Source organism: Halomonas alimentaria (genome assembly GCF_009902005.1).
In the GTDB taxonomy this organism is placed as follows: domain Bacteria; phylum Pseudomonadota; class Gammaproteobacteria; order Pseudomonadales; family Halomonadaceae; genus Halomonas; species Halomonas alimentaria.
The window spans coordinates 931,998-950,086 of sequence record NZ_WUTT01000001.1; the positions used below are offsets into that span (position 1 = coordinate 931,998).

14 protein-coding genes are annotated in these 18,089 nt (G+C 66.3%); 11 read left to right on the forward strand and 3 right to left on the reverse strand.

The features are described 5' to 3' along the window. Window positions 1-20: 20 nt before the first annotated feature. The gene (locus tag GRB96_RS04485) at window positions 21-956 is read right to left on the reverse strand and encodes a 2-hydroxyacid dehydrogenase (protein WP_161430894.1); all 936 of its coding nucleotides are present in this window, start codon (window positions 954-956) and stop codon (window positions 21-23) included. A 277-nt stretch (window positions 957-1,233) separates the two neighbouring features. On the opposite strand from GRB96_RS04485, the gene doeA reads away from it, so the two are divergent. The 9 genes from doeA to GRB96_RS04530 all read left to right on the forward strand — a co-directional run bounded on the left by doeA (window position 1,234) and on the right by GRB96_RS04530 (window position 13,920). After that, window positions 1,234-2,433: an ectoine hydrolase DoeA gene (doeA, locus tag GRB96_RS04490; RefSeq protein WP_161430896.1), complete on the forward strand. Its 1,200-nt coding sequence runs from the start codon at window positions 1,234-1,236 to the stop codon at window positions 2,431-2,433. A 176-nt stretch (window positions 2,434-2,609) separates the two neighbouring features. After that, a complete protein-coding gene (gene doeB, locus GRB96_RS04495) occupies window positions 2,610-3,623 on the forward strand; it encodes a N(2)-acetyl-L-2,4-diaminobutanoate deacetylase DoeB (RefSeq protein WP_161430898.1) in 1,014 nt (337 codons plus the stop codon). Window positions 3,624-3,639: 16 nt separating this feature from the next. Further along, complete coding sequence (locus tag GRB96_RS04500) at window positions 3,640-4,116, forward strand: Lrp/AsnC family transcriptional regulator (protein ID WP_161430900.1); 477 nt, start codon at window positions 3,640-3,642, stop codon at window positions 4,114-4,116. A gap of 175 nt (window positions 4,117-4,291) precedes the next feature. Beyond that, on the forward strand, window positions 4,292-5,161 hold the full coding sequence (locus GRB96_RS04505; RefSeq protein WP_161430902.1) for a carbon-nitrogen hydrolase family protein: 870 nt from the start codon (window positions 4,292-4,294) through the stop codon (window positions 5,159-5,161). A gap of 178 nt (window positions 5,162-5,339) precedes the next feature. Next, window positions 5,340-6,812, forward strand: a complete 1,473-nt coding sequence (locus GRB96_RS04510; protein ID WP_161430904.1) for a biotin carboxylase — start codon at window positions 5,340-5,342, stop codon at window positions 6,810-6,812. A 2-nt stretch (window positions 6,813-6,814) separates the two neighbouring features. Then, window positions 6,815-7,828 carry a C45 family autoproteolytic acyltransferase/hydrolase gene (locus GRB96_RS04515; protein ID WP_161430906.1) on the forward strand — a complete coding sequence of 338 codons (1,014 nt, stop codon included), beginning with the start codon at window positions 6,815-6,817 and terminating at the stop codon, window positions 7,826-7,828. A 54-nt stretch (window positions 7,829-7,882) separates the two neighbouring features. Next, window positions 7,883-10,663 (forward strand): aminotransferase class I/II-fold pyridoxal phosphate-dependent enzyme, encoded by a 2,781-nt coding sequence (locus tag GRB96_RS04520; protein ID WP_161430908.1) that lies wholly within the window; start codon window positions 7,883-7,885, stop codon window positions 10,661-10,663. A 253-nt stretch (window positions 10,664-10,916) separates the two neighbouring features. Continuing rightward, window positions 10,917-12,416 (forward strand): NAD-dependent succinate-semialdehyde dehydrogenase, encoded by a 1,500-nt coding sequence (locus GRB96_RS04525; RefSeq protein WP_205743488.1) that lies wholly within the window; start codon window positions 10,917-10,919, stop codon window positions 12,414-12,416. A gap of 76 nt (window positions 12,417-12,492) precedes the next feature. Then, complete coding sequence (locus tag GRB96_RS04530) at window positions 12,493-13,920, forward strand: aminotransferase (RefSeq protein ID WP_161430911.1); 1,428 nt, start codon at window positions 12,493-12,495, stop codon at window positions 13,918-13,920. A 320-nt stretch (window positions 13,921-14,240) separates the two neighbouring features. Here the strand turns inward: GRB96_RS04530 and GRB96_RS04540 are convergent, their stop codons facing one another. Beyond that, entirely contained in the window at window positions 14,241-14,708 is a 468-nt protein-coding gene (locus tag GRB96_RS04540) for a rhodanese-like domain-containing protein (protein WP_161432999.1), read from the reverse strand. A gap of 198 nt (window positions 14,709-14,906) precedes the next feature. Between GRB96_RS04540 and GRB96_RS04545 the strand changes: the two genes are divergently transcribed. Further along, a complete protein-coding gene (locus GRB96_RS04545; protein ID WP_161430913.1) occupies window positions 14,907-16,232 on the forward strand; it encodes an IS200/IS605 family accessory protein TnpB-related protein in 1,326 nt (441 codons plus the stop codon). Here the strand turns inward: GRB96_RS04545 and GRB96_RS04550 are convergent. Then, window positions 16,217-16,423: a sigma factor gene (locus GRB96_RS04550; RefSeq protein ID WP_338074008.1), complete on the reverse strand. Its 207-nt coding sequence runs from the start codon at window positions 16,421-16,423 to the stop codon at window positions 16,217-16,219. The two genes, GRB96_RS04545 and GRB96_RS04550, sit on opposite strands and share 16 nt — an antisense overlap. Window positions 16,424-16,628: 205 nt before the next feature. Here GRB96_RS04550 and GRB96_RS04555 point away from each other — a divergent pair, with 205 nt between their 5' ends. Continuing rightward, window positions 16,629-18,077, forward strand: a complete 1,449-nt coding sequence (locus GRB96_RS04555; protein WP_161433001.1) for an NfeD family protein — start codon at window positions 16,629-16,631, stop codon at window positions 18,075-18,077. Window positions 18,078-18,089: the final 12 nt, after the last annotated feature.

Genomic DNA, 18,089 nt, shown 5'->3' on the forward strand with positions numbered 1-18,089 from the left:
CGACCTGCCGTGTAGCCTGTTCAGTAGCCGGCCGCGGGGTCCACCGTGTCCAGCGGCGCGCCGGCTTCGAAGGAGCGCAGTGCCTCGGCTACCTGGTCCAGTGCTGCCGCAAGTGGGGTCGGCCCGGCCATGTGGGGGGTCACCCACACCCGCGGATGGGCCCACAGGGGGCTTGCCTCGGGCAGCGGTTCCTCGGGGAAGGCATCGAGAATGGCGCCGCGCAGCCGACCCTCGGCCTCGCCCTCCCCGAGGGCATCGAGCAGGGCCGCCTCGTCGATCAGGGTGCCGCGCCCCGGGTTGATCAGGCTGGCACCCTCGGGAAGCCGGGCCAGGGCCACGGCGTCGATGATATGCCGGGTGGCCGGGGTGTCGGGCAGCAGCAGCACCAGGCTCTTCACCCGGCCGAGCAGCGCCGCGAGGCCGTCATCGCCGTGGTGGCAGGTGATGCCCTCCAGGTGCTTGGGCGAGCGGCTCCAGCCGTGCACCGGGAAGCCGTCGGCGGCGACCATCGACGCCACCCTGGAACCGATGGCGCCCAGTCCCAGCACCCCCACCGGCCAGTCGGCCTTGTCGCTCATGGCATGTTCGTGCCACTCCCGGCCCCGCTGCTGTCGCCGGTAGCGGTCGAAGTCACGCTGGAAGTGCAGCAGGCCGTAGCGCACGTAGTCGCCGATGGGCTCCGCCATGCCGGCGTCGCGCAGCTTGACGATGGGCACGCCGGCAGGCAGGCCGGGGTTGTTGAGCAGGGCATCCACCCCGGCGCCCAGGTTGACTATCCCCTTGAGAGCCATGGGTTCGCGCAGCAGTGACGCCGGGGGCTTCCAGGCCGCCAGGTAGTCGGCCTCGCGGCGCTTGTCGTCCGGCGCCGCACTGGTGAAGATCTCGGCCTCGGGCAGGCGCTCGGCGAGGGCTTCCTGCCAGCGTTCGGCATCGTCGATATGGACCAGTACCTTCATGTTTCCTCCCGGAGGTCGTGATGGACCCATCATCCCGGGCCCGGGTCTCGCGGACAAGCCCGTAACACTGGCATCTTTGACATCAGGAAATGCTTGACCGGCTACCGTGGGTTGGCAGTAACCTCCCGCTATGGGGGTCCTCCCCCACTGCCTGGTGCGACTGAGTGGCCCGTGGTCCGCGGCCCGTTCAGGCATTCGACAGTGATCGTGACCCTGGCCCGGGCCTTCTCCTCGTCGAGAGGGCCATTTTCTTGATGTTGCTTTGGCGAGTGGCCCAATGACCCAGGTAAACCTGCCCTTCACTCGTGAGGAATATGCCACCCGGCTGTGGAAGGTCCGCGCCGAGATGGCGAGTCGGGGCATCGATGTGCTGATCGTCAGCGACCCCTCCAACATGGCCTGGCTCACCGGCTATGACGGCTGGTCGTTCTATGTGCACCAGTGCGTGCTGGTCGGTCTGGAGGGTGAGCCGGTGTGGTATGGCCGGCGCATGGATGCCAACGGGGCGTTGCGCACCTGCTGGATCGATGCGGACAACATCACCTACTACCCGGACTATTACGTCCAGAACCCCGACATGCACCCCATGGAGTACCTGGCCCAGTCGATCATGCCCGATCGCGGCTGGCACCAGGGCGTGGTCGGCATGGAGATGGACAACTACTACTTCTCGGCCAAGGCCTATCAGAGCCTGCTGCGCGAGCTGCCCCACGCCCGCTTCATGGACGCCAACGCCCTGGTCAACTGGTGCCGCGCGATCAAGTCGCCCCAGGAGATCGAGTACATGCGGGTGGCGGCGAAGATCGTCGAGGGCATGCACTCGCGGATCCTCGAGGTGATCGAGCCCGGCCTGCCCAAGAGCAAGCTGGTCTCGGAGATCTACCGGGTGGCGATCGAGGGGTGGCGAGACGAGCGCGGCCAGGTGTTCGGCGGCGACTATCCGGCCATCGTACCGATGCTGCCCACCGGCAAGGACGCTGCCGCGCCCCACCTGACCTGGGACGACACCCCCTTCCGCAAGGGCGAGGGCACCTTCTTCGAGATCGCCGGGGTCTACAAGCGCTACCATGCGCCAATGTCGCGCACGGTGTTCCTGGGCAAGCCGCCGGCGGAGTTCGTGCGCGCCGAGTCGGCGCTGCTCGAGGGCATCGAGAGAGGCCTGGAGGTGGCCAGGCCCGGCAACCGAACCGCGGACATCGCCATGGCGCTGGGCGCGGCCATGGACAAGTACGGCTTTGACCGCGGCGGCGCCCGCTGCGGCTATCCCATCGGCATCAGTTACCCGCCGGACTGGGGTGAGCGCACCATGAGCCTGCGCCCCTCCGACGAGACCATCCTGCAGCCCGGCATGACCTTCCACTTCATGCCCGGCCTGTGGGAGGACGACTGGGGCCTTGAGATCACCGAGAGCATCCTGATCACCGAGACCGGCTGCGAGACCCTGGCCGACTTCCCACGCCAGCTATTCGTGCGCTGAAAGAAAGTGGCGGTGACCAAAGCGAGGGGCGCCGGGGATAGGCCGAAAGGGAGGTCCTATGCCAGGGATGGCATCGGTAGCGCCCAGGGACGGGTTCACAGCGCCTCCCTGAAGGCCTATCGCCGGTAAAGCCCCGAGCGGCTGTCCGCCAAACACAGAACAAGGAGTGGTACACCATGACCAAGCGTCCCAGCCCCATCAGCGCCACCGTCGACTTCGACGCCGACGGCGTCCAGCACGGCTTTCTCAAGCTGCCCATCTCGGTGGACGACTCCGCCTGGGGGGCGGTGATGATCCCGGTCACCGTGGTCAGGAACGGCGAGGGGCCCACCGCGCTGCTCACCGGCGGCAACCACGGCGACGAGTACGAGGGCATCACCTCGCTGCTCAAGCTGTCGAGCGAGCTCAAGGCCGAGGAGGTCACGGGCCGGGTGATCATCGTGCCCTGCATGAACACCCCCGCGGTGATGGCCGGCAAGCGTACCTCCGGGCTCGATGGCGGCAACCTCAACCGCAGCTTCCCCGGCGACCCCGACGGCAGCGTGACCGAGAAGATCGCCGACTACTTCACCCGGGTGATGGTGCCGATGTGCGACGTTGTGCTCGACCTGCACTCCGGCGGGCGTACCCTGGACATCATCCCCTTCGGCGCCTCCCATGTGCTCGACGACCCGGAGCAGCAGCGCCAGGCCCTGGAGGGCGCCAAGGCCTTCGGCGCCCCCTACGCCATGATGATGTTCGAACTCGACGCGGCGGCGCTGTTCGACACCGCGGTGGAGAGCCAGGGCAAGATCTTCGTGGCCACCGAGCTTGGCGGCGGCGGCACCTCCACCCCGGAGAGCATGTCCATCACCGAGCGCGGCGTGCGCAACTTCCTGATCCACTACGGCCTGCTCCAGGGCGAGGTGGAGATGCCCGACGAGCCCCAGGTCTACCTCGACATGCCCGATGCCAGCTGCTATGTGCAGAGCGAACACTCCGGCGTGCTGGAGCTCTGCCACGCCCTGGGCGAGCGGGTCGAGAAGGGCGAGGTGGTGGCCCGGGTCTACGACATGACACGCAGCGGCACTGCCCCGGTGGAGTACCGCGCGGCGCGCGGCGGCGTGCTGGCGGCAAGGCGCCATCCGGCGCTGGTCAACATGGGCGACACCATCGCGGTGATCGCCGATATCGTCGACTCCCTGGGATAAGGCGGCCGGGATCACCATGAAACTCGACCGCTACGACCTGAAGATCCTCGAGATCCTCTCCCATGACGGCCGCATCACCAAGTCCAGGCTGGCCGAGGCGATCAACCTCTCGGTCAGCCCCTGCTGGGAGCGGGTTCGCCGGCTTGAGAAGGCCGGCATCATCGAGGGCTACAGCGCCCGCATCAACGCCGCTGCGCTGGTGCGGCGCACCCCGGTGTGGGTGCAGATCGAGCTCAAGGCCCACAACGCCGAGAGTTTCGCCCGCTTCGAGGCACTGGTGCAGGAGACCCCCGAGGTCACCGAGTGCGTCGCCGTGGGCGGCGGCGTCGACTACCTGATCAAGGTCGAGGCCGACTCCATCGACGCCTATCAGCGCCTGATCGACGCCTGGCTCACCGGCGATGCCGGCATCGAGCGCTACTTCACCTATATCGTCACCAAAAGCGTCAAGCGACCCGTTCCGGGCTTCTCCCGCGACGACTTTGTCGGCTGAATCCGTGCCTCTGCGCGAGTAGACCGTTGAAGGGCGCTGGACGACTGCTGGCTAAGCTGGTAACTAATGGGGTGGGCGAAAGCCCACTGGCCGGGCGATCTATCCGGCACCGCGAATAGCCGGACGAGATGCAGTGCCCACGCAATACCCGGATCGCCTGACGAGAGAGACGACGATGTCCTACTTCACCATTGCCGGGGTGCAGATGCATGCTCTCCACCACGGCGACAATACCGAGGCCATGCGTCACCGGATCGACGTGCTGATGAGCCGTTTTCCCCAGGTGCAGATGGTCCTGTTCAGCGAGCTGATGCCCATGGGGGCCTCGCCACACCATGCCCAGCCGTTCCCCAGCCATGCCGAGCAGCTGTTCTGCCAGATCGCCGAGCAGCATCGCATCTGGTTGATCCCGGGCTCGATGTTCGAGCAGACCGACGATGGAATCTTCAATACCCTGTCGGTGATCAACCCTCACGGCCAGGTGGTGGCCCGCTACCGCAAGATGTTCCCCTTCCGGCCCTATGAGGCGGGGGTGGAGAGCGGCAGTGAGTTCGTGGTCTTCGACGTGCCCAACGTGGCGCGCTTCGGAGTCTCGATCTGTTATGACATGTGGTTCCCGGAGACCACCCGCACCCTCGCCGCCATGGGTGCCGAGGTGATCCTGCATCCGACCATGACCGACACCATCGACCGCGATATCGAGCTCTCCATCGCGCGCACCAATGCCGCGGTCAACCAGTGCTACTTCTTCGATATCAACGGTGCCGGTGCCATCGGCAACGGCCGCTCCATCGTGGTCGGCCCCTCCGGGGACGTCATCCACCAGGCGGGCACCGGCGAAGAGGTCATGCCCATCGAGGTGGACCTGAACCGCGTGCGACGCGAGCGCGAAACCGGCCTGCGCGGACTGGGCCAGCCGCTCAAGAGCTTCCGCGATCGGGCCGTCGACTTCTCGCTCTACCGCAGCGAGACCGGCTCGTCGCCCTTCCTCGACACCCTGGGCCCGCTGCAGAAGCCCCGGCGCGCCGACATTGAAGAGTACTGATCGAAAGCCCTGAGAGGGCACGGATCACGCCCACCCGGAGGGCCATACCATGCTGGAGTCCCTGAAGCGCACCCTGTGTCGGCTGCTCGGCCGCAGGGGCTCCGTTTCGCGACACGCGCCTCGATCCGCCGCGGGAGCGGCCGATGCCCCCTCATCCGACACCGTTGGAGCGACCACAATGAACAAGATCACCAGCATCGCCGACGTCCGCCGCCATTTCCTCAACAACAAGGAGCCGGTCTATTTCATCTCGGCGACCAACTTCAATCTGCTCGGCATCGGCGATTGGGTGGGCAACTTCCGGCATATCAACTACATCGACTGCTTCGAGGGCCAGCAGCGCAATGTCTTCGTGCCCAAGGAGAAGTTCCCCCGTGACTTCGAGAGTATCGAGGACATCAACAACTACCTCCTCGAACACAAGGAGGTGATCGACTTCATTCAGTCCCGGGCCGACGGTGAGAAGGCCGGTACCGCGGCCTTCCTGATGTTCGACGAGCACACCGAGGAGGTGTGCGAGCAGCTTGGCCTGCGCATCGCCTTCCCGCCGGCGGTACTGCGCCAACGCATGGACAACAAGATCGAGACGGTGCGTATCGGCAACAAGGCCGGGGTGCCCAGCGTGCCCAACGTGCTGGCCCGGGTCGGCAGCTACCAGGAACTCTGCGAGGTGAGCAAGGACCTGGGCAATGACCTGGTGGTGCAGACCGCCTTCGGTGACTCCGGCCATACCACCTTCTTCATCGCCGGCGAGGATGACTACTACAAGCACGCCGAGGAGATCGAGGCCGAGTCCGAGGTCAAGATCATGAAGCGCATCAACTGCCGCGGCTCGGCCATCGAGGCCTGCGCCACCCGCTGCGGTACCGTGGTGGGGCCGCTGATGACCGAGCTGGTCGGCTTCAAGACGCTGACTCCCTACAAGGGCGGCTGGTGCGGCAACGAGATGTTCGCCGGCGCCTTCACCCAGGAGATCCGCGACAAGGCGCGGGAGTACACCTTCAAGTTCGGCGAGGCGCTGCGCGAGGAGGGCTACCGTGGCTATTTCGAGCTCGATTTCCTGATCGACATGGACAACGGCGAGGTCTATCTGGGCGAGCTCAATCCGCGGGTCACCGGGGCCAGTTCGCTGACCAACGTGGCCGCCTTCGCCCACTCCGACATCCCGCTGTTCCTGTTCCACCTGCTGGAGTTCTCCGATGTCGACTTCGACCTCGACATCAACGAGATCAACGAGCGCTGGGCGCACCCGGAGAGTGTCGACAGCTGGAGCCAGCTGGTGATCAAGCATACCGACGAGAGCGTCGACCTGCTCACCGCCGCGCCGCGCACCGGGGTGTGGAAGATGGGGGCGGACGGCAGCATCGCCTATGACCACTACAGCTACCACCCCCACGCCGCCGAGAGTGAACAGGAGGGCTTCTTCCTGCGCATCAGCGGTGCAGGTGACTTCCGCTACGAGGGGGCGGACCTCGGCATCCTGATCACCCGAGGGCGGCTGATGGACGATGACTTCCAGCTCAACGAGCGGGCCAAGGCATGGATCGACGGTATCCGCGGCCAGTACGCCGGACAGTCGCTGCAGGACCCGGTGGTGGAGCAGGTCGCCGTCAGCCATGCCGTGGGCGGCGGTAACTTCAAGATCTTGTGAGCATGCCCGATGCGATGGATGACAAGACGCTGCGTTTTCGCAGCCTGATCGAGCTCGAGGCAGGGCCCAAGTGGCGCTCGCTGTTCGACACCCACTGGCATGCCTATGAGGCGTGGTATCTGGCCGAGGGCGAGCGCGAGCGGCCTGGGTACCTGGCCTGCCTCAACGCCCTGCGCCGGCACATGCCCGAGCTGCTGCCGACCTATCAGGCGCTGTGCTCGCTGGCCGGCGGGGGGGACCTGGCGTCACGCTTCCTCAGCCTCTACCAGCCACCCCCCTATATCACCGGCTGCTCCCAGGCGGTGCTGGCGCGTCCCGGCGCCACCCTGCTGGCGCGCAACTACGACTATCCGCCGGAGCTGTGCGAGGGCACCATCCTCTATACGCGATGGAACGAGCGCCGGGTGATCGCCATGACCGACTGCCTGTGGGGCGTGCTCGACGGCATGAATGATCGCGGGCTAGCCGTGTCGCTGGCCTTCGGCGGGCGCAAGGCGGTGGGCGACGGCTTCGGTGCGCCGATCATCCTGCGTTACCTGCTGGAGTTCTGCGATACGGTGCCCGAGGCCGCCGAGGTGCTGGCCCGGGTGCCCACCCACATGGCCTACAACATCACCGTGGCCGATGCCGCGGGACGCTACGTCACGGCGATGATCGCCCCGGACCGGCGTGCCAGCATCCGCCGGGTACCGGTGGCCACCAACCATCAGAAGAGGATCGAGTGGTATGCACACGCCCTGGCTTCGGAGACCCTGATCCGCGAGCGACAGCTCTCCATACTGGTGGACGACGAGGCCACCGATGCGGCGCGGCTGGAGGCGGCCTTCAAGGCACCGCCGCTGTTTCGCCACGACTATCGGCGGGGCCTGGGGACCGTCTATACCGCGTTCTACCGTCCCGCCGAGGGGCGTGTGCGTTACCACTGGCCGGGCCTCGACCTGGACCTCGGCTTCGACCACTTCCCCGAGGAGTGGGTCACCGTGCGCTACGGCGTACGCGAACGGCTCGGCGGGTGACCGCCAGTGATGACCCGGTAATGACAACGACAACCATCATGCAAGGGTATTGCCATGCACGAGACGAGTCCTACCGAGACGCCCTACACCGCCCTGGGCTTCTATCACAAGATCTCCCAGCTGCGTGCCGATACCTGGAACGCTCTGAAGCGTGACCTGGGCCAACTGATCAGGCAGCCCGCCGACACTGCCCGGGCGCGGACCCTGGTCAAGGCGATCGACGTCAAGCTCACCCGCCTGGAGATCATCGAGGACTACCATGCCTTTCCTTCCAAGGAGGACTTCCGGCATCTCTGGTCGCTGTTCGACCGCGAGGAGTATTCGCTGCTGGAGAAGGTGGTCAAGCGCCTGGTGCGGGCGCTGATCAGCGAGTCCTATCGGAGGCGTCACGTCGACCTCAGCGAGACCGACGGTGATGCGGAGGACCTTGAGACCCTCGACGCCCTCAACCAGCTGCGCCGTGGTCACCCGGCCTCCAACAGCTCGGCCCAGCCGTACTTCGAGCTGCTGATCGTCGACAACCTCTCCGCCCAGGAGGAGGAGGTGGTGCGCGAGGCCTTCCACAACATGCGTCGCCCGGAAGACCGCTTCGTCTACGACGTGGTCACGGTGCGCAGCTTCGAGGACGCCCTGATCGCAGTGCTGGTCAACCCCAACATCCAGGCCTGCCTGATCCGCTACGAGTTTCCCTACAAGTCGAAGTACAACCTCAGCGCGTTGCGCAACTATCTGGAGGGGCTCTCCGAGCAGGAGCTGGAGAACCAGTCCGAGGCCGAGCGCAGCATCCTGCTCAGCTCCATGATCCACGAGCTGCGCCCGGAGATCGACCAGTTCCTGGTCACCAGCGGCGATGTGGAAGCCACGGCCAGCCGCGATATCCGCCACTTCAACCGGATCTTCTATCGCGAGACGGACTACATCGAGCAGCACCACACCATCCTGCGCGCCATCGACAACCGCTATCGCACCCCCTTCTTCGATGCCCTGCGCGAGTACAGCAAGAAGCCCACCGGGGTCTTCCACGCCATGCCCATCTCGCGGGGCAAGTCGGTGACCCGTTCCCACTGGGCGGGCCACATGATCGACTTCTACGGCATCAATATCTTCCTCGCCGAGACCTCGGCCACTTCCGGCGGCCTCGACTCCCTGCTGCAGCCCTATGGCCCGATCAAGAAGGCCCAGGAGTATGCCGCCCGAGCCTTCGGGGCGCGCCAGAGCTTCTTCGTCACCAACGGCACCTCCACCGCCAACAAGGTCGTGGTGCAGGCGCTGGTCAAGCCACGGGACATCGTGCTGATCGACCGCGACTGCCACAAGTCCCACCACTACGGCATGGTGCTGGCCGGCGCCCACGTCAGCTACCTGGACTCCTACCCGCTGCATGACTACTCCATGTACGGCGCGGTGCCACTCCACGAGATCAAGAAGACCCTGCTCGCCTACAAGCGCGCCGGCGAGCTCGACAAGGTCAAGATGCTGCTGCTCACCAACTGCACCTTCGATGGCGTGGTCTACAACGTACGCCGGGTGATGGAGGAGTGCCTGGCGATCAAGCCCGACTTGGTGTTCCTGTGGGACGAGGCCTGGTTCGCCTTCGCGGGCTTCAACCCCACCTACCGGCCGCGCACTGCCATGCATTCCGCGCGTACCCTGCGCGAGCGTTACCGCAGCGAGGCCTACCGCGAGGAGTACGCCGCCTGGAAGGCGGAGTTCGACCAGCTCGACCCCGACGATGACGCCACCTGGCTCGAGCGGCGGTTGCTTCCTGATCCCGACGTGGTGCGCATCCGCACCTACGCTACCCACTCCACCCACAAGACCCTGACCTCGCTGCGCCAGGGCTCGATGATCCATGTCTGGGACCAGGACTTCCGCCAGAAGGTCGAGGCGCCGTTCCACGAGGCCTACATGACCCATACCTCCACCTCGCCCAACTACCAGATCATCGCCTCGCTGGACGTGGGGCGGATGCAGGCGGAGATGGAGGGCTTCGAACTGGTTCACGCCCAGGTGGAGGCGGCGCTCTCGCTGCGCGAGCAGCTCTACACCCACCCGCTGCTGCAGAAGTACTTCCGGGTGCTGATCAACAAGGATATGGTGCCGCTGGAGTACCGCCAGTCGGGAGTCGATACCTTCTTCGACCCGGTGACCGGCTGGAACAAGATGGAGGAGGCCTGGGCCAACGACGAGTTCGTCGTCGACCCCAGCCGAATCACCATCGCCATCGGCGCCACGGGCATCGACGGCGATACCTTCAAGAACGAATACCTGATGAACAAGTACGGCATCCAGATCAACAAGACCTCGCGCAATACCGTGCTGTTCATGACCAACATCGGCACCACCCGCGGCTCCATTGCCTACCTGCTCGATGTGCTGATCAAGCTGGCCAAGGAGTTCGAGGCGCGCTGGGAGGAGAGCAGTCGGCCCGAGCGCAAGATCATCGAGCACCGCGTGCACTCCCTGACCCAGGAACTGCCGCCACTGCCCGACTTCAGTCGCTTCCACGACGCCTTCCGCCAGTGCCCCGACACCCCCCAGGGGGATATCCGCCGCGCCTACTTCCTGAGTTACGACGAGGAGAACACCGAGTACCTGCGCTTCGACAATGGCGCGCTGCAGGCCGCGATGCGAGAGGGCCGTGACGTGGTCTCGGCGAGCTTCGTGATCCCCTATCCGCCGGGCTTCCCGGTACTGGTGCCGGGGCAGGTGGTCAGCGAGGAGATCCTTGCCTTCCTGCAGGCGCTGGATGTCACCGAGATCCACGGCTATCGCCCGGAGCTGGGGCTGCTGGTGTTCACCGAGGAAGCGCTGGTCGACCCCGCGGCGGGCTGAGCGCCTCGCTTGCATCCGACCACCACAGAAAAACTTCGTGTCACGCCGGCGAGGACGAAAAAAAGCCCATTCGCCTCGTCGGCTAACGAAAACTCCCGCCGCAGCTTCTCCCCTATCATGTCCCCATCGAGCCGCACCGGACGCAACCGGGCGGCTCGCCAGTTTTTTATCGTTTTCTCGGCGCCCGAAGCCGCGCCGGAACACCACTGGCCACACCACGTCAATCCGGCCAGTGCGCAAGGGGAGGTGCCGCATGAACATGAAGCTGTCCAGGACGCTGTCCACCATGCTCGACGATCCGCGTCTGTTCCGTCAGTACGCCTATGTCGATGGCAAGTGGACCCACGGCGACGGCGGCCGCGAGGAGGCCGTGATCGATCCCGCCACCGGCGAGGTGATCGGGCATATTCCGTGGCTCGAGGCCGACCAGATCCGCGCCGCCGTGGATGCCGCCGAGGGCGCCTTCGTGCACTGGCGCGCACTGCGCGCCGACGAGCGCTGCGAGCGCCTGCTGGCCTGGTACGACCTGCTGCAGGCCAACCGCGAGGACCTGGCCACCATCATGACGCTGGAGCAGGGCAAGCCGCTGCCCGACGCCCGCGGCGAGGTGGAGTACGGGGCCAGCTTCGTGCGCTGGTTTGCCGAGGAGGGCAAGCGTACCTTCGGCGAGACCATCCCCAGCCATATCCCCAACGCCGCCCTGGGCACCATCAAGGAGCCGGTGGGTATCGCCGCGCTGATCACCCCGTGGAACTTCCCGCTGGCGATGATCACCCGCAAGGCCGCCGCCGCCATGGCCGCCGGCTGCCCGGTGATCGTCAAGCCCGCCGGCGAGACCCCGTTCTCGGCGCTGGCACTGGCCGAGCTGGCTGAGCGTGCCGGCATCCCGGCTGGCATCTTCAATGTGGTGCTGGGTGAGCCCGCCGAGGTCTCGAAGATCCTCTGCTTTGATGACCGCGTCAAGGCGCTCTCCTTCACCGGCTCCACCCGGGTCGGCCGCCTGCTGCTCGAGCAGAGCGCCAACACCGTCAAGCGCGTGTCGCTGGAGTTGGGGGGCAATGCGCCCTTCATCGTCGGGCCGGACATGGACCCCAAGGAGGCGGCCTTCGCCGCGGTGGCGGCCAAGTTCCAGACCGCCGGCCAGGACTGCCTCGCCGCGGACCGCATCCTGGTCCACGAGTCGATCCATGACGAGTTCGTCGAGCACTTCGCCGAGCGCATGGCGGCGCTGACCGTTGGCAATGGCCTGGAGAGCGAGATCGACCTGGGTCCGCTGATCCACCGCCAGGCGGTGGAGAAGGCCGCGGCCATCGTCGATGACGCCCTGGCCAAGGGCGCCACCCTGGTGGCCGGCGACCAGAGCCTGGCGCCGGGCGAGAACTTCTTCATGCCCACCCTGCTCACCGGGGTGACCCATGACATGAAGATCTGGCACGAGGAGAGCTTCGCGCCGGTGGCCGGGATCACTGCCTACGCGAATGACGACCAGGTCATCGAGATGGCCAACGACACCGAGTATGGCCTGGCGGCTTACATCTATACCCACGATATCCGTCGCATCTGGAAGATCATGCGCGCGCTGGAGTTCGGCATGGTCTCGGTGAACTCGGTGAAGATGACCGGCCCGCCCGTGCCCTTCGGCGGCGTCAAGCACTCCGGCCTCGGTCGCGAGGGTGGCATCACCGGCATCGACGAGTACCTGGAGACCAAGTACTACTGCCTGGGGGCGCTTGGGTCGGTCTCCGGCAGCTGATTTCAACCCCTGCATGACGACGATGAAAATCCTCCCCGGCAGGACGCCGGGGAGCCTTGATTACAGAGAGAACGACATGAGCCAGCAGCACCAGGACCTGATCGACCGCGACCGCAAGGTCACCTTCCACGCCTCCAGCCACCTGCGCGATTTCGCCCACGGCGACGCCCCGGGCCGCGTGATCACCGGTGGTCAGGGCATCACCATCCGCGACAAGGATGGCCGCGAGTTCATCGACGGCTTCGCCGGGCTCTATTGCGTCAATATCGGCTACGGCCGTACCGAGGTGGCCGAGGCGATCTATCAGCAGGCCCTGGAGCTCTCCTACTACCACACCTATGTGGGGCACTCCAACGAGCCGCAGATCGCCCTCTCCGAGAAGATCATCGAGCTCGCCGGCCCCGGCATGTCCAAGGTCTACTATGGCCTCGGCGGCAGTGACGCCAACGAGACCCAGCTCAAGCTCGTGCGCTACTACAACAACGTGCTCGGTCGCCCGCAGAAGAAGAAGGTGATCTCGCGCATGCGTGGCTACCACGGCTCGGGCCTGGCCACCGGCTCGCTGACCGGCCTCAAGGCGTTCCACGACCAGTTCGACCTGCCCTTCGAGGGCATCCTGCACACCGAGGCGCCGTTCTACTATCACCGCGCCGCCGAGCAGCAGGGCATGAGCGAGCGCGAGTTCTCGAAGCATTGCGCGGCGAAGCTCGAGGAGATGATCCTGGCCGAGGGCCCGGAGACCGTGGCCGCCTTCATCGGCGAGCCGGTGCTCGGTACCGGGGGCATCGTGCCGCCGCCGGAGGGCTACTGGGAGGCGATCCAGGCGGTGCTCGCCAAGTACGACGTGCTGCTGATCGCCGACGAGGTGGTGTGCGGCTTCGGGCGCATCGGTGCCGACTTCGGCAGCCACCACTACGGCATCAAGCCCGACCTGATCACCGTGGCCAAGGGGCTGACCAGCGCCTACCAGCCGCTTTCCGGCGTCATCGTCGGTGACCGCGTCTGGAAGGTGCTCGAGCAGGGCACCAGCGAGTACGGCCCCATCGGCCACGGCTGGACCTACTCCGGCCACGCCCTGGGTTGTGCCGCGGCGCTGGCCAACCTGGCGATCATCGAGCGCGAGAAGCTGACCGAGAACGCCGCCGAGACCGGCGCCTACCTGCAGCAGGCCATGGCCGATGCCTTCGGCGACCATCCCATCGTCGGCGACGTGCGCGGTGTTGGCATGCTTGCAGCGCTGGAGTTCTCTGCCAACCCCGGGAAGCGTGAGCACTTCGACCCGGCACTCAAGGTGGGTCCGCGCATCGCGGCCGCGGCACTCGACGAGAACCTGATCGCCCGCGCCATGCCCCAGGGTGACATCCTCGGCTTCGCGCCGCCGCTGATCGCGACGCCGGCCCAGGTCGACGAGATCGTCGCCCGCGCCCGTCGTGCCGTGGACAAGGTCACCGACGCCCTGGTGCGGGAAGGTGCCCTCAAGGCGGTGACTGCTCCGGTCGCCTGATCCGGAGTTCACCCCTGCCGGCCCTCGGGCCGCTTCATCGCCGCGGGCCTGTCCCGCGGCGATGCCGTTGAAGGGGACTCTTGCCTCGCCGGCCGGGCTGGCACACCCTCGAGACATCGACCCACAGTGAAGGAGCGCTTCCCATGGCAAAGGTCCTGGCCTTCGATGTCTACGGCACGCTGATCGATACCCACGGGGTGGTCTCCGACCTCGACGCCCTGGCCTCGCGGCTCGGCTGACGCGATAGGCAGGAACGACGAGGCCCCGCGAGCTCAGGCTCGCGGGGCCTCGTTGGTAGTGCCAGTGAGACCAGCAGGCGGTCAGTCGACCAAATCACCGACGGTGACGGTGCCGCGCTCGGCCAGCTGTAGTGGACGGTCGTCTTCCCGGGCCCATTCGGCCATGGAGCCGTCGTACATGCTGACGCTCTCCAGGCCGCCCACCTCGCTGAGCTGGAACCAGCCGCTGGCGGCCCAGTGGCCGGTGTTGCAGAAGGCCACGGTGGGGGCCTCCGGGTCCAGGCCGAGAGCCTCGATGTTGGCCTTGAGACGCTCGGGGTCGAGGTAATAGGCGCCATCACGCTCGACCAGGGCGGCGTGGTGAGGCAGATTCACGGCGCCGGGAATCGTGCCGGGAGCACGTGCGGCGGGCGACTGGGTCTCGTCGCGATAGAAGTCCACCGGACGGGCATCCACCAGCGCCGCGTCACTCTCCCTTGCGGCCTCGACCTCGGCGGTGGTGGCCAGCAGGTCGTCCTGTAGGCGGCCCTCGAAGTCGGTGGCCGCGATGGCCTCCGGGGCGCCTGAGGCGACCTCGAAGCCCTGTGCCTCCCAGCCGGCGACACCGCCGTTGAGCCAGTCAGCCGCGCATCCTACGTATCGACGCGAAGCGTGATGCGCTAGTTAAGCGGCGAGCCTTGGCGAACGTCAAGGCAAATGCTGGATAAATATCAGGTAATGGCTTAGGCTTTTTCCATGACTCGAACCATGATTCGCACGGACAAGTGGCCACTACAAGCCACGACGCAGCAGCGACACCTGATGCGTTTGACGCTGGCGGAGTATCGCCAGTTCTGCCGTGCGTTGTCAGTGGTGGTCCTGGCCAACTGGCCGTCGCTGCAGCAGGCCCCCAGCTTTGCCGCTGCCGTGGAGCGGCTGATGCACCCGACCAAGAAGAACCCCTCGCCTCGCCACCACTACTTCGTGAAGCGTTTCTACAAGTTCCCGTCCTACCTGCGCCGAGCCGCCATCGAGTTCGTCAAGGGCCAGGTATCGAGCTACCTGACCCGCTATTGGGCCTGGCAGTCGGGAGATCGCCAGCGGAAACATGCCCAGCCACCGCGCTTCAACCCCGTGGCCGGCTGCTATCCGGCGATGTATCGCGGGCAGCTGGTCAAGTTCAACGCCGACTTCACTACCGCCAGCCTGAAACTGTGGGATGGCAAGGAGTGGCTGTGGCATAACGTGGCGATCAAGGCGGTACGTCAGCGCCATCTTCTCGGCACGGTGAAGTCGCCCACCCTGGTGCTCAATCGACGCTGCCACCTGGCAGTGCCGGTGGCGTTGGCACCTCAATCCCTCCCTGACCAGCAGCGCGTATGCGCCGTGGACGTGGGGATCAATACGCTGGCCACGGCCAGCATCGTGACACCGGACGGCACTGTCGCAGCGCGTGGATTCTTCCACCCCGCTGCGGACATAGACCGTCGCGACAAGCGCGCCACGCTGATTCGCCGCAAGGCGCGCAAGACCGCCAGGCTCTCGAAAGGGTTCGGGCGGACGTGGTATCGCAAGGCCCAGCACATCAACGAGGACATCGCCCAGCAGACCTCCCGTCGACTGGTCGACTTCGCACTGGCACAGGGAGCCGATGTGATCGTGCTGGAAGACCTGAAGGGCTGGCGCCCCAAAGCTGGCAAGAAGCGGTCGGGACTTCGCCAGCGCTTCCATCAGTGGCTGCATCGCTGGCTGGCCACGCTGATCGAGCAGAAAATGGCCGAGGCGGGTGGTCGGGTTGTCTACGTCTATTCCCGGGGCACGTCTTCCTGGGCTTTCGATGGCTCGGGTCGCGTCAAGCGGGACAAGGCACAGCACGAACTGGCTACCTTTCCGAACGGCAAGCAGTACAACGCCGACCTCAACGCCAGCTACAACATCGGTGCCCGCTATTGGGCTTGGAAACACAAGCTGACCCGCCGCAAGGACGGGCAGTTGTCAGCGGGCAGAAGCTCCCCTGGCAAACCGAGAACACCGGTCACGCTCTCAACACTCTGGCGGCGAGAGCCTGAAGCCCCGCATCAATGCGTCGCATGATGCGTGGGAGTGTTCACGATGCCTAAGACCCAGGTCTCGTAGCCGGAGCGGCCGGCGAAGCTGGCCTCCTTCTCGATGGCCGCCATCAGGGCTTCCTGAACCGCATCCTCGGCCAGGGCGTTGTCCCTGAGGTGCATGCGGGCGAAGGAGAGCAGGCGAGGGCGCAGCGCCGCTTCGCCGGCGAGTCCCACGACCTGTAAGCCGGTATTGGCGGCCCCGTATACCGCCGGGCGCGACAGCCTGTCGCGCCCGGCAGTGCGGGTTTGCCAGCCCGCTCGCTCGCCGCCTACGCTGAAGACATCCGTCGGGGTGTCGCGCACTGAACCCGGCGGGCACGCCGAGACTCACACATCAGGAGACCTCCACTCGCCGAGGGGAGTCGCAGGGATGACCGCCATGACGCCACGCCATCGCGCCCTCACCGGGCGCCGCCTGTTGCTGTTCAGTCTCGCCTGCCTGGCGTTGGGCGCCTTGCTGCTGGTTGGCCAGGCCGCGGTGCAGGCCCAGCAGGGCGAGGGACGCAGTGCACTGGTGATGCGTCTCGAGGGTGCCATCGGTCCCGCTACCGCCGACTACTTTCGCCGCGGCCTGGCCCGTGCCGCCGAGGCGGACGCGGAACTGGTGGTGGTGGAGATGGATACCCCGGGCGGTCTCGACGCTGCCATGCGCGACATGATCCGCGACATGCTCGCCTCCCGGGTGCCGGTGGCGATCCATGTCACCCCGGCCGGTGCCCGGGCGGCCAGCGCCGGCACCTACCTGCTCTACGCCAGCCATGTCGCCGCCATGGCCCCGGCCACTCATCTGGGCTCGGCAACGCCGGTGCAACTGGGCGGCGGTGGCCTGCCGGGCCTCGGCGGCGAGGGCGAGGAGGAAGGTACAGGCGAGGAGGGGGAGGCGGCCGAGGACCCGTCGCAGGCCCCCGAAGGCGAGGCGAGCGATGAGCCCCGCCGCGGCGAGACCGCCATGGAGCGCAAGGTGCTCGAGGACGCGGTGGCCTATATCCGCAGCCTGGCCGAGCGCCATGGCCGCAACGCCGACTGGGCCGAGGCGGCGGTGCGTGAGGCTGTCAACCTTACCGCCGAGGAGGCACTCGCGGAAAACGTCATCGACGTGGTGGCCCGGGACCTCGACGACCTGCTGGCCCAGAGCGACGGGCGCACGGTGGTGATGGATGACGGCGAGCGCACCCTGGCCAGCGCGGACCTGGCCATCGAGCGTTTCGATCCGGACTGGCGCACTCAGCTGCTTTCGGTGATCACCGACCCCAACGTCGCCTACTTCCTGATGATCATCGGCTTCTACGGGCTGATCTTCGAACTCTCCAACCCGGGCAGCCTGGTACCGGGTACCATCGGCATCATCTGCCTGCTGCTGGCGCTGTTCGCCTTTCAGGTGCTGTCGGTCAACTATGCGGGTCTGGCGCTGATCCTGGTGGGGTTGGCGCTGATCGTGGGCGAGGCGCTGATGCCCAGCTTCGGCATCCTCGGATTCGGCGGCATAGTCGCCTTCGTGATTGGGTCGGTGATCCTGATGGATGCGGAAAACCTGCGGCTCTCGCTGCCGTTGATCGGTGGCGTGGCCCTTATCTCCTCGGCGCTGATGCTGTGGATCATGCTGCGCTTCGTGGGCCTGCGCCGCCGCCCCGTGCTCACCGGCCAGGAAGAACTGATCGGCCATGAGGCCGTGGCCCTGGAGGACTTCACCGACAGCGGTCATGTGCGCCTGATGGGCGAGCGCTGGAATGCACGCAGCCGGGTGGCCATCGCGTATGGCCAGACGGTGCGGGTCACCGCGGTGGATGGCCTGACCCTGGAGGTGGCGCCGCTGGAGTCATCCGGGTAAAGCAAGCCGGGA